This is a genomic window from Enterobacter sp. DC1, assembly GCF_000568075.1.
GTDB classification, from domain to species: domain Bacteria; phylum Pseudomonadota; class Gammaproteobacteria; order Enterobacterales; family Enterobacteriaceae; genus Enterobacter; species Enterobacter asburiae.
In genome coordinates, this window is the sequence record NZ_AZUA01000002.1 from 589,144 (window position 1) to 602,171 (window position 13,028).

Annotated in this window: 11 protein-coding genes; 4 read left to right on the plus strand and 7 right to left on the minus strand. The window is 53.2% G+C overall.

Annotation, left to right across the window (positions count from 1 at the left end; translation table 11 throughout):
* Positions 1–8: 8 nt before the first annotated feature.
* The 3 genes from nuoB to lrhA form a co-directional block, all read right to left on the minus strand.
* Entirely contained in the window at positions 9–683 is a 675-nt protein-coding gene (gene nuoB / locus P346_RS13000) for an NADH-quinone oxidoreductase subunit NuoB (RefSeq protein WP_032659167.1), read from the minus strand.
* A gap of 15 nt (positions 684–698) precedes the next feature.
* Positions 699–1,139 (minus strand): NADH-quinone oxidoreductase subunit NuoA, encoded by a 441-nt coding sequence (gene nuoA / locus P346_RS12995; RefSeq protein WP_014171000.1) that lies wholly within the window; start codon positions 1,137–1,139, stop codon positions 699–701.
* 631 nt (positions 1,140–1,770) lie between these two features.
* The gene (gene lrhA / locus P346_RS12990; protein ID WP_029741933.1) at positions 1,771–2,709 is read right to left on the minus strand and encodes a transcriptional regulator LrhA; all 939 of its coding nucleotides are present in this window, start codon (positions 2,707–2,709) and stop codon (positions 1,771–1,773) included.
* Positions 2,710–3,646: 937 nt separating this feature from the next.
* Here lrhA and alaA point away from each other — a divergent pair.
* Positions 3,647–4,861, plus strand: a complete 1,215-nt coding sequence (alaA, locus tag P346_RS12985) for an alanine transaminase AlaA (protein ID WP_008500204.1) — start codon at positions 3,647–3,649, stop codon at positions 4,859–4,861.
* A 118-nt stretch (positions 4,862–4,979) separates the two neighbouring features.
* Entirely contained in the window at positions 4,980–5,579 is a 600-nt protein-coding gene (yfbR, locus tag P346_RS12980; RefSeq protein WP_023312539.1) for a 5'-deoxynucleotidase, read from the plus strand.
* Positions 5,580–5,632: 53 nt separating this feature from the next.
* Here yfbR and P346_RS12975 read toward each other — a convergent pair whose 3' ends face one another.
* The 4 genes from P346_RS12975 to yfbV form a co-directional block, all read right to left on the minus strand.
* On the minus strand, positions 5,633–7,465 hold the full coding sequence (locus P346_RS12975) for an SLC13 family permease (protein WP_032659169.1): 1,833 nt from the start codon (positions 7,463–7,465) through the stop codon (positions 5,633–5,635).
* A 75-nt stretch (positions 7,466–7,540) separates the two neighbouring features.
* Entirely contained in the window at positions 7,541–8,200 is a 660-nt protein-coding gene (locus tag P346_RS12970; RefSeq protein ID WP_032659172.1) for a sugar phosphatase, read from the minus strand.
* A gap of 11 nt (positions 8,201–8,211) precedes the next feature.
* Positions 8,212–8,706, minus strand: a complete 495-nt coding sequence (locus P346_RS12965; protein WP_023312542.1) for a YfbU family protein — start codon at positions 8,704–8,706, stop codon at positions 8,212–8,214.
* A 92-nt stretch (positions 8,707–8,798) separates the two neighbouring features.
* Positions 8,799–9,254, minus strand: a complete 456-nt coding sequence (gene yfbV / locus P346_RS12960) for a terminus macrodomain insulation protein YfbV (protein ID WP_023312543.1) — start codon at positions 9,252–9,254, stop codon at positions 8,799–8,801.
* A gap of 337 nt (positions 9,255–9,591) precedes the next feature.
* On the opposite strand from yfbV, the gene ackA reads away from it, so the two are divergent.
* Complete coding sequence (gene ackA, locus P346_RS12955; RefSeq protein ID WP_032659175.1) at positions 9,592–10,794, plus strand: acetate kinase; 1,203 nt, start codon at positions 9,592–9,594, stop codon at positions 10,792–10,794.
* A gap of 76 nt (positions 10,795–10,870) precedes the next feature.
* Positions 10,871–13,012, plus strand: a complete 2,142-nt coding sequence (pta, locus tag P346_RS12950; RefSeq protein WP_023312545.1) for a phosphate acetyltransferase — start codon at positions 10,871–10,873, stop codon at positions 13,010–13,012.
* The last annotated feature ends 16 nt before the right edge of the window (positions 13,013–13,028 follow it).

Sequence of the window (13,028 nt, forward strand, 5' to 3'; positions counted from 1 at the left end):
GGCGCAAATTAAACTTCGTCAGGCGTACGCAGGTTGGTGACGGCAATACGTTCACCACGTTTACGCTCGCGCTCAGACTGCATGTTCGCGCGATACACACCCTGATCGCCAACAACCCACGACAGTGGGCGACGTTCTTTACCAATAGATTCCTGCAGCAGCATCAGCGCCTGCATATAGGCTTCCGGACGTGGCGGACAACCCGGGATGTACACATCCACTGGGATAAATTTATCTACGCCCTGCACGACGGAATAAATGTCGTACATACCGCCAGAGTTTGCACATGCGCCCATGGAGATAACCCATTTTGGCTCCAGCATCTGGTCATACAGACGCTGAATAACAGGTGCCATCTTGGTAAAGCACGTACCGGCAACCACCATCAGGTCAGCCTGACGCGGGGAAGCTCGGAGTACCTCGGCCCCAAAACGCGCAACGTCATGCACCGCAGTGAATGACGTCACCATTTCAACGTAGCAGCAAGAAAGGCCAAAGTTGTAAGGCCAGATGGAGTTCTTACGACCCCAGTTGACCATATCGTGCATGGCATGTTCGAGCTTGCCCATGTACACGCTTTTATTGACTTCTTGCTCCAGGGGGTCGGTTACGATCTCCTGTTTTTGCAGGGGGTAACGGTCATTCTCACCGTTAGGATCTATGCGGGTGAGCGTATAATCCATCTTATTGCCTCGCTGTTACTGCTGACGATTAGAGATACTGTTTTCCGGGTTGATGTGTTCACGACGTGAACGCGCAGGCGTCCAGTCAAGCGCGCCAATACGCACCAGATAAACCAGACCGGCCAGTAGCACTAAAATGAAAATTGCGGCCTCGACAAAGCCCACCCAACCACTTTCGCGGATGGACGTTGACCATGCGAAAAGGTAAAGCGCTTCCACGTCGAAGATGACGAAGAACATGGCTACCAGATAGAACTTGGCAGACAGGCGTAAGCGAGCGGAACCTACTGAATCAATACCTGATTCGAAAGGTGTGTTTTTGTGCCTTGCACGGGCGCGACCGCCCAGGAACCAGCCGCCGACTAACATCAGGCAGCACAGGCCAATGGCTACAATAAGAAAGATTGCGAATGCCCAGTGATGAGCGATGACTTCTGTGGATGTTGACATACTCATTGCTTACTCATCAAAAGTGATACCAACGACACTGCTCTTGCTGGCAGATGGGCATCACATCGATTCATGGGGAGGAACAAATAACCTTACACTAACTGTCAGAAATGAGACGTAGACAGCAAAATGATGGGGTTTTTTACTCCTTTCTATAACCTATTGTCAACTTTAACAAAGGTTTCTTCACATTAAATTACATCGAGCGATTCTCATTAACATTTGGTGCCCTTTAACCCTGGTGGGTGCATGACTTTCCGTCAAATGTATGTTGTTGAATCGTGTCCGTTTCGGAAGTAAAAAAAATAACCCTCCTATTTTGACAGGATTTGCCAACGATTCCTCCCCCCAAATAGGAGTATTTTCTTGATCTGCGACACGCTTTTGTTAATTCAACCAGGAAAACGGCAACATATTTCCTGTTTTTTTAACATGAGAGGGATATGGGCGAAGTTAGAACGGAAAACGGACAAGTTTTAAGCAAAAGCATTCAGATCATTGATAAATAAGAGAGTATCCTGAAAACCCTTGCGCCATAAGCGGGTATTATTGCTTAAAAAAAGCCACTGCATGTGAAAATCACACGAGTGGCTGTTTTTTACACTTACATTTTGTTACCAGAATATTGAGCTATCGATCACTCAAAATCCCCTTCAACGATCAGGGAATCATCCCCCCCTTCGGAGGTAACGCGCTCGAACTGCCACGGGTTATGGTAGTTTTCCATCGCCTCGAACACCACTTTAGCCAACTCGTTATGGCTGGACGAATTGTGGCAGAGCAGATACTCCGTATCCGGCAGCGCAGGAAGACCGTCGGATTTCCCCAGAACGCGCAGATCGGGGCTCATCATCTCTACCGGACGGGCTGTTACGCCCAGACCAGCCTTCACGGCGGCACGAACCGCTGGCAGCGTGGAAGCCACATACGCCAGACGCCACGGAATGTTGGCCTCATTCAGCGCCGTGAGCACCATATCGCGGAACGGGCTCGGGTCATCCAGCAGGACCAGCGGAACCGGCTCCCCTTTTTGCAGCACATATTCGGCTGCGCAATACCAGTGCGTAGGCGATGTACGCAGCGTCAGGCAATCAAACTGCCCTGGACGATGCGTCGTTACCACCAGGTCGACTTTATGCTCATTTAACATCTCAACCATAAAGGCATTACGTTTTACGCTAACGTCCAGCGCAAGCTTCGGATAAACCGAACTAATACGGTTGAGAAGAAACGGCAATATAGTATCCGCTGACTCATCAGATGCGCCTAACGTTAGCACCCCTTGAAGGTTGCTAAACATTAATGACATACATGCTTCATCATTAAAGCGAAGAATTTTCCTGGCATAACCCAGTAGCTGAATACCGTGTTCCGTTAAGAGCTTATTACGCCCGTGACGTGCAAAAAGCTCTTTACCAACCAGCTGCTCCAGCCGCTGCATTTGCTGGCTAACGGCGGACTGAGTTCGGCAAACGGCGGCAGCAGCTGCTGCAAAAGTGTTGAGATCGGCGACCGCAACAAACGTTCTCAGCAGATCGAGGTCGAGATTCATTATCGGACGATTTGCATTTATCATATCTATTCACTTTCAGGTTGCTCGTGCGGAGCTGCCCGGGTTGAAGCTGTGTGTAACAGTTAAGCAATTCCCTCTGAAGGTTTTCCCTCGCATCCCGGCCCGGCAGACTGCCTGACAGATAGTTATTGTGCTGCTTTATATCAACAGTCAGAAAGCACGTTTCATGACGTTATTTTTATTCTCTTAAACGTTCAGGATATTTAGATGTTCGCAGGTTTATGTAAATTACATTAAAGGTATAACACCTTTTCTGCCATCTTTATCGCAGCGCTGTCAACGTAGCAGGAGATGTGCGACACATTCCAGCCAGAGATAACTCCAACAATAACAATCAATTAATTCGAAAAGTCAGTGCCAGATATACAAAATTCTTGCATCTGTCCTCTGCTTTCCTGAAAGACATCTTAACCCAAATCCACTTTATTTATAAGTCTTATTGCAATATTGAGGATTAAAGAAGAATGTTAAGCTTCTAAACTAATTTTATTAAAATTAACTAAAGTTGCATTTTATAGGTTAATAATAAATAAATTTTAATTTAGATTAAGACCATTCATTAATGGCACTTAACATTAATTTCACATGAGTAACTTTTAGCCACATTATGCTTTTACAGGAACAGGTATCAAGCATTCAGGTTTTACGAAAAGTCACGCCGGGTGATTGCTACCGTTGTCAGGTTCACCACTTATTTTTACCAGCACAATATACAGAATTCTGACAAATGAATAGCACATTTAACCTATCATCGCGCCATGTGCACAACTTTAAGACAGTAAAAAAGCTAACGCACAGCGAAAAAGATTTATCAAAATTTTGCTCCCGGCACAAAATCTTCTACTGCACACCCTTCAAAACGAAGCGAGGGGGGAGTACATTATTCCGTGCTGACTTCCACGGCAGGGAGTGGCAATAATAGCGAAAAGGTTAAAGGTTCATGTCCCCTATCGAAAAATCCAGCAAGCTAGATAACGTCTGTTATGACATCCGCGGCCCGGTTCTGAAAGAGGCAAAACGCCTTGAAGAAGAAGGCAACAAGGTTCTGAAACTCAACATTGGTAACCCTGCGCCATTTGGTTTTGAAGCGCCGGATGAAATTCTGGTTGATGTGATCCGCAACCTTCCTACTGCACAAGGCTATTGTGATTCAAAAGGACTTTACTCCGCACGTAAAGCCATCATGCAGCACTACCAGGCGCGCGGTATGCGTGATGTTACCGTTGAAGATATCTATATCGGCAACGGCGTTTCCGAACTGATCGTGCAGGCGATGCAGGCGCTGCTGAACAGCGGGGACGAAATGCTGGTACCCGCGCCGGACTATCCGCTGTGGACGGCTGCCGTATCACTGTCGAGCGGTAAAGCCGTGCACTATCTGTGCGACGAGTCCTCTGACTGGTTCCCGGACCTCGATGATATTCGCGCAAAAATCACGCCCCGCACGCGTGGGATCGTGATCATTAACCCGAACAACCCAACGGGCGCGGTGTACTCAAAAGAGCTGCTGATGGAGATCGTCGAGCTCGCCCGCCAGCACAACCTAATCATCTTTGCCGACGAAATCTACGACAAGATCCTGTACGACGCGGCACAGCACCACTCGATCGCTGCGCTGGCCCCGGATCTGCTGACCGTCACCTTTAACGGCCTGTCTAAAACCTACCGCGTGGCCGGTTTCCGCCAGGGCTGGATGGTACTGAACGGTCCGAAAAAGCATGCCAAAGGCTATATTGAAGGGCTGGAAATGCTGGCCTCCATGCGTTTATGTGCCAACGTTCCGGCGCAGCACGCGATCCAGACGGCGCTGGGCGGTTATCAGAGCATTAGCGAGTTCATCGTTCCCGGTGGTCGCCTGTACGAACAGCGCAACCGCGCGTGGGAACTGATCAACGATATTCCCGGCGTCTCCTGCGTGAAGCCGAATGGCGCGCTCTATATGTTCCCGAAAATTGACGCGAAGCGCTTTAATATTCACGACGACCAAAAAATGGTGCTCGATTTCCTGCTGCAGGAAAAAGTGCTGCTGGTTCAGGGTACGGCGTTTAACTGGCCGTGGCCGGATCACGTGCGTATCGTGACGCTGCCGCGCGAAGATGATCTCGAAATGGCCATCAGCCGCTTCGGGCGATTCCTGTCCGGTTATCATCAGTAACGCTGGCTTTCTGCCGGGTGGCGCTGCGCTTACCCGGCTTACTACACCTTCAGATTTGCATCTTCCCTGCCCTCCCCGCACAATGAACGCCTGTCGCAGTGAAGACAAAAGGTAACCTATGAGTCAGAGTCATTTCTTTGCCCACCTCTCCCGCCTGAAACTCATCAACCGCTGGCCGCTGATGCGCAACGTGCGCACAGAGAACGTGTCAGAGCACAGTCTGCAGGTTGCCATGGTTGCTCATGCGCTGGCCGCCATTAAAAACCGCAAATTCAACGGTCAGGTCAATCCAGAGCGCATCGCCCTGCTGGCGATGTACCACGATGCGTCGGAAGTGCTGACCGGCGACCTGCCTACGCCGGTGAAATATTTTAACTCGCAGATTGCGCAGGAATATAAGGCTATTGAGAAGATTGCCCAGCAGAAGCTGATTGATATGGTGCCGGACGAGTTGCGCGACATCTTTGAGCCGCTCATTGATGAGCATCAGTACACGGAAGATGAAAAGTCGCTGGTCAAACAGGCCGACGCGCTCTGCGCCTACCTGAAGTGTCTGGAAGAGCTGTCCGCGGGGAATAACGAATTTTTACTGGCGAAAACGCGTCTGGAAAAAACGCTGGAATCCCGCCGCAGCGAAGAGATGGATTACTTTATGCAGGTGTTTGTGCCGAGCTTCCATCTGTCGCTGGATGAGATTAGCCAGGATTCACCGTTGTAATTTTTAGCCGGGTGGCGGCTTCGCCTTACCCGGCCTACATTTCCGCACTCACGCTAAAACGGGAATAAAACCGGAATTAACACCACGCATACCAGCATCACCAGCACGGTGAACGGCACGCCCAGCTTCACGAAATCACTGAACCTGTAATTCCCGGGCCCCAGCACCAGCGTATTCACCGGTGAAGAAACTGGCGTCATAAACGCCGCGGAGGCCGCCATTGCGACCATCATCGCGAAGGGATACGGCGACACGCCCATGGATTTGGCCATCGCCAGCGCAATGGGCGCCATCAGTACCGCCGTCGCGGTGTTGGAGATAAACAGACCGATGGTGGCGCACATGATAAACAGACAGACCAGCATCATGTACGGCCCATACCCGCCGCCAATGTCCATTAAGCCTTTAACGATCAGATCCACCCCGCCGGTTTTTTGCAGCGCAAGGGCAAAAGGCATCATCCCGACGATGAGGATAATGCTCGGCCAGTGAATGGCTTTATAGGCGCTTTCGGCGTCAATGCAGCGGAATTTGCCCATCAACAGGCAGGCGATGATTGCCGCGACCGGATTGGGGATTTCATCGGTCAGCATCAGCGCCACCATCAGCACCAGACAAAAAATCGCGTGGGGCGCCTGGCTGTGCGCCGGGGAGGCGTCGCTCTCCTCGACAGGCATGTTGAGCACCACAAAATCGCGCCCTTTTTGCCCGAGCTGACTAATCAGCTTCCAGTTACCGACAACCAGGAAGATATCGCCCAGCAGGATCGGCTCATCCACCACCGCCCCTTCCATCGCCACGCCATCGCGCTTCAGCCCCACGACATTCAGGCCATAGCGGGTTCGGAACCCCATTTCCCGCACGGTTTTACCCAACAGTTCCGATTCCGGGATCAGCGATACTTCAGCCATGCCAACATCCAGCGCCCGATCGGAGAAATACTCCCCGCGCAGCACCATCGGTTCCAGCAGCTGCTCGCTGCAAAACTCGCGCAGATCCACGTCCGCGGTGGACATATCAATCAGCAGAACGTCCCGCGCGCGGAATTCCGACACCCCGTTGACGTTGACGATCACCCGGCGAAAACGACGCCAGCGCTCTACGCCGATCACGTTTGCGCCATAGCGCTCACGCAGCTTCAGGTCGTCAAGGCGCTGTCCCACCATCGGCGAGCCGGGGCGAATAGCCAGACGCCGCGCCCGCCCGGTGAGACGGTACTCTTTAATCAGATCGCGGAAGGTGCGTCGCTTCCACCCTTCTTTATTTTTATCCTGTTTTTCACCTTTCAGGGCAAACCGGGTCAGCAGCATGTAGACCACGCCCAGCACCAGAATGACCAGCCCAAGCGGGGTGACGCTGAAAAAACTGAAGCCCTGAAATCCTTCCCGGATCAGCTCGCTGTTGACGACCAGGTTCGGCGGCGTTGCTACCAGCGTCATCATTCCGCTGATCAAACCGGCAAAACTCAGTGGCATCATCAGGCGCGACGGCGAGATCTGCATCCGCATGGAGACGCTCAGCACCACCGGAATGAAGATAGCGACCACGCCCGTTGAGCTCATAAACGCCCCCAGCCCGGCGACGGTCACCATCAGGTAGATCAGCATTTTGGTTTCGCTGCTGCCCGCCACCTTCACCAGCCACGACCCCATGATGGTCGCCACGCCGGTACGCACCAGCCCATCACCGATAATAAACAGGGCGGCAATCAGGATAACGTTGGGATCGCTAAACCCGGAGAAGGCTTCCGGCAGCGTGAGCGTACCGCTCAGCACAAACGCGACGATGACAAACAAGGCGACGGCGTCCATGCGTACCTTGCCCGTTGCAAAAAGAAGGATGGCGATTAAAAGCAGGCTCAGGACCCAAATCAGTTCACCGTTCACAACATGTCCTTGTCAGTGGGAGATGAGGAATTTTGCCATAAAAAAGCCCCAGCAATGTGGGGCTATATCATGTGATTACATTTTTAGCGAGACGGTTACAACCCCGTCAGAGGCTTTCGAAACAGCCAGCGCCGTCAGTGAATCCAGCACAAAGTCTGCCTCGTCCAGGCGGGGAGATCCCGCCGGAACATTCACCGCAATAACGTGGCTTCCGGCGTTCAGCCCGGCCAGTACGCCAGCGGCCGCATCTTCTACTACCACACACTCTGCGGGGGCGAGGCCCAGCAGTTCAGCGCCCAGTAAAAACGCGTCGGGCTCCGGTTTACCGCGCTTAACGCGCTCCGCCGTGATAAACACTTCTGGCTTCGGTAAACCTGCCGCCTTGTGACGGGCGTGGGCGACGGGAATGGAGCCTGAGGTAACGATAGCCCACGGGATCTGCGCCTCGTTCAGATGCTCAAGCAGTTCACGCGCGCCCGGTAACGCAGTAATTCCGTCCGTATCCGTGGCTTCAATGTGTTCCAGGTATTTGAACTCCGCCTGAATTTCGTCCTCAGAGCGTCCGGCCAGGAAGTGCCGTAGCGAGGTAATGGCCTGTTTGCCATGGATAAAATTCAGCACGTCCTGATGGTCGATGCCATGTCGGTCAGCCCAATGGCACCATGAACGCTCCACAACCGGCAGCGAATCCACCAGCGTACCGTCCAGATCAAACAGAAAACCTCTGCAATGCACACGCACCTCCGTCAGGCATTAATGATTTGTTGAATTTCGTTGCTGCTTAAATGGTACTGACGCGGACAGGCGTGCCACGCGCTCAGCATACGCTGATATTTTTCCCACATTGGGGTCTGCGCGTTGAAGCCGTGGGTGCCCGCGTCAAAGTGGGTATAACGCCCTTCTGTATTCACCATAAAGCGAACATAGCTCAGATAACGCGCTTCCGTTGCGGCATCAAAGCCTAAGAAGGTCACGCGGCGCTCGTCAATGGACTGCTGATCTTTGAGATTCGTCCAGGAGACGTGCAGGGCGTGATACATCTCCATAATGTCGATCACGATGCGACAGGTTTCTTCTTTCAGCTCGCCAAACTCGCGGTCCAGTTCGCGCATTTGCAAACCAAAACCGCGTTCGACGATGGTTTGCAGGCGGCTGTAGCGCGCAGCGTTATCGGGATCAAGCATAGTCATCATCTTGTACTGGTTAGACAAAATCAGACGTTGAGCATGGGTCATTTCCATCTTTCGACTCCTGTAGCGCATTGCACTTTAAAAAAAAGACACGGTAACTGATTGTTACTGTGCCTTCTTTTCGTCGTCGTTTCGATGATCAATCACAAGTCATCGAGGAATGTTTTATCCAGTTGCTTAAAAGCGCGCTTTAACGTGTCCGCCAGCGCCTGGTAATCCGGCTTGCCTTCAACCGGGGCGAGCGCCTGCCCGGCCTCCTCCAGTTTTCCGCGCACTTCATAAAACCAGTGTAAAATAGAAGGGGGAAGCGGGGTGATGGAGCGTTTACCTAACCACCACAGGCCCTGCATCGGCAGGCTTAAGGCGAAGAGCGCCGTCGCGACGGCAGGGCCAAGCTGCCCGCCCAACGCAATCTGCCAGCACAGCGTAAAGACAGCGACAGGCGGCATAAAGCGAATCGCATAGCGCGTGGCGCGGATGGTGCGATTCTCAATGAACATCGGCGCAAGGCGCTTTTCCATCGGCCACGTCTTTGCGTAATGCTGTCCCCGACGAAACAGACTAAAGAAATTTACGGACGGGTTCTCTGGTGTCGACATGGCTGTACCTCAACTTCACATATAAAAATTAAAATTTTTGTGCAAAACCACAACAAGCTATGACAACGTTCAAAATATTTTGTCATCTCTACCCCGTATCGGGTATCCTGTGCCAGCCTGATAGGGCCTTAGACGAGAATCATTAACTCGTCAAATTATTGCATATTATGCCATTGGCTGAAAATTGTGCAAAATGGCATAAAATCATAGTTATTTCTTCCATCATGCCACAATGTTCGTTTGGCATGATGTTAATCATAAATGTCTGAGTCATCATGCGTTACGCTGTTAGACTCACTGACGTTTTTTTAGCCACGTATCAATAATAGGTACTTCCATGTCGAGTAAGTTAGTACTGGTTCTGAACTGCGGTAGCTCCTCACTGAAATTCGCCATCATCGATGCGCTCAACGGTGACGAATACCTCTCTGGTTTGGCCGAATGTTTCCATCTGCCTGAAGCACGTATCAAGTGGAAGATGGACGGCAGCAAACAAGAAGCGGCTTTAGGTGCAGGCGCCGCTCACAGTGAAGCGCTGAACTTTATCGTTAACACTATTCTGGCACAAAAACCAGAACTGTCTGCTCAGCTGACTGCGATTGGTCACCGTATCGTCCACGGCGGCGAAAAATACACCAGCTCCGTCGTGATCGACGAATCTGTGATCCAGGGCATCAAGGACTCTGCGTCCTTCGCACCGCTGCACAACCCGGCTCACCTGATCGGTATCGCTGAAGCGCTGAAATCCTTCCCGAATCTGAAAGACAAAAACGTGGCCGTATTCGACACCGCGTTCCATCAGACCATGCCGGAAGAGTCTTACCTCTATGCCCTGCCATACAGCCTGTACAAAGAACACGGCGTACGTCGTTACGGCGCGCACGGCACCAGCCACTTCTATGTGACTCAGGAAGCCGCAAAAGTTCTGAACAAGCCGGTTGAAGAACTGAACATCATCACCTGCCACCTGGGCAACGGTGGTTCTGTTTCTGCTATCCGCAACGGCAAATGTGTTGATACTTCCATGGGTCTGACCCCGCTGGAAGGTCTGGTGATGGGTACCCGTTCCGGTGATATCGACCCGGCGATCATCTTCCACCTGCACGACACCCTGGGCATGAGCGTTGACCAGATCAACAAAATGCTGACCAAAGAGTCTGGCCTGCTGGGTCTGACCGAAGTCACCAGCGACTGCCGTTACGTTGAAGACAACTACGCAGAGAAAGAAGACGCTAAACGTGCAATGGACGTTTACTGCCACCGTCTGGCGAAGTACATCGGCTCTTACACTGCGCTGATGGACGGTCGTCTGGACGCGGTTATCTTCACCGGTGGTATCGGTGAGAACGCGGCAATGGTTCGTGAACTGTCCCTGGGCAAACTGGGCTTTCTGGGCTTCGACGTTGATCACGAGCGTAATCTGGCTGCCCGCTTCGGCAAGTCTGGCTTCATCAACAAAGAAGGCACCCGCCCTGCTCTCGTTATCCCAACTAACGAAGAACTGGTCATTGCGCAAGACGCGCACCGCCTGACTGCCTGATTCCACACCGCCAGCAATGCTGGCGGTGCTGTTTTGTAACCCGCCCAATCGCGGCGGTAACGAAAGAGGATAAACCGTGTCCCGTACTATTATGCTGATCCCTACCGGAACCAGCGTCGGCCTGACCAGCGTCAGCCTTGGCGTTATCCGTGCTATGGAACGCAAAGGCGTTCGTCTGAGCGTCTTTAAGCCAATCGCCCAGCCACGTGCCGGTGGCGATGCGCCAGACCAGACCACCACTATCGTTCGCAAGAACTCCAATCTGCCAGCGGCTGAACCGCTGAAGATGAGCCACGTTGAATCTCTGCTGTCCAGCAACCAGAAAGACGTGCTGATGGAAGAGATCATCGCCAACTACCATGCTAACGCGCAAGACGCGGAAGTGGTGCTGGTTGAAGGTCTGGTCCCGACGCGCAAACACCAGTTTGCCCAGTCTCTGAACTTTGAAATCGCGAAAACCCTGAACGCAGAGATCGTTTTCGTGATGTCTCAGGGCACCGACACCCCAGAGCAGCTGAACGAGCGTATCGAACTGACGCGCAGCAGCTTCGGCGGCGCGAAAAATACCAACATCACCGGCGTGATCGTGAACAAGCTGAACGCACCGGTGGATGAGCAGGGCCGTACTCGCCCTGACCTGTCCGAGATTTTCGACGACTCTTCCAAAGCGAAAGTCATCAAAGTTGACCCGGCTAAGCTGCAGGAATCCAGCCCGCTTCCGGTTCTGGGCGCGGTGCCATGGAGCTTCGATCTGATTGCCACCCGTGCAATCGATATGGCGCGTCACCTGAACGCTACCATCGTTAACGAAGGCGACATCAACACCCGCCGCGTGAAGTCCGTGACCTTCTGTGCGCGCAGCATTCCGCACATGCTGGAACACTTCCGCGCTGGCTCCCTGCTGGTGACCTCCGCAGACCGTCCTGACGTGCTGGTTGCAGCCTGTCTGGCCGCGATGAACGGCGTGGAAATCGGTGCGATCCTGCTGACCGGTGCCTACGAGATGGACCCACGCGTCAGCAAGCTGTGCGAACGCGCGTTCGCTACCGGCCTGCCGGTCTTCATGGTGAATACCAACACCTGGCAGACTTCCCTGAGCCTGCAGAGCTTCAACCTGGAAGTGCCGGTTGATGACCACGAGCGTATCGAGAAAGTTCAGGAATACGTAGCGGGCTACATCAACGCAGACTGGATCGAATCCCTGACCGCGACCTCCGAGCGCAGCCGCCGTCTGTCTCCTCCAGCATTCCGTTACCAGCTGACCGAGCTGGCGCGTAAAGCGGGCAAACGCGTTGTTCTGCCAGAAGGCGACGAACCACGTACCGTTAAAGCGGCTGCTATCTGTGCCGAGCGCGGCATCGCGACCTGCGTGCTGCTGGGTAACCCGGATGAGATCACCCGCGTTGCGGCGTCTCAGGGCGTTGAGCTGGGCGCTGGCATCGAAATCGTTGACCCGGAAGTGGTTCGCGAAAGCTACGTTGCCCGTCTGGTTGAGCTGCGTAAGAGCAAGGGCATGACCGAAGCCGTTGCGCGCGAGCAGCTGGAAGACAACGTGGTGCTGGGTACGCTGATGCTGGAGCAGGACGAAGTTGACGGTCTGGTTTCCGGTGCGGTTCACACCACGGCGAACACCATCCGTCCACCGCTGCAGCTGATCAAAACTGCACCGGGCAGCTCTCTGGTTTCTTCCGTGTTCTTCATGCTGCTGCCTGAACAGGTTTACGTTTACGGCGACTGCGCGATCAACCCGGATCCAACCGCAGAACAGCTGGCAGAAATCGCTATCCAGTCCGCGGACTCTGCGATTGCCTTCGGTATCGAACCGCGCGTAGCGATGCTCTCCTACTCCACCGGTACCTCTGGTGCAGGTAGCGACGTAGAGAAAGTGCGTGAAGCGACCCGTCTGGCGCAGGAAAAACGTCCTGACCTGATGATCGACGGCCCGCTGCAGTACGACGCCGCCGTTATGGCCGACGTTGCGAAATCCAAAGCGCCGAACTCTCCGGTTGCAGGTCGCGCTACCGTGTTCATCTTCCCGGATCTGAACACCGGTAACACCACCTACAAAGCGGTACAGCGTTCTGCAGACCTGATCTCCATCGGGCCAATGCTGCAGGGCATGCGCAAACCTGTGAACGACCTGTCCCGTGGCGCGCTGGTTGACGATATCGTCTACACCATCGCTCTGACCGCGATTCAGTCTTCGCAGCAGCAGTAATTGTAAGGTCTTGCCG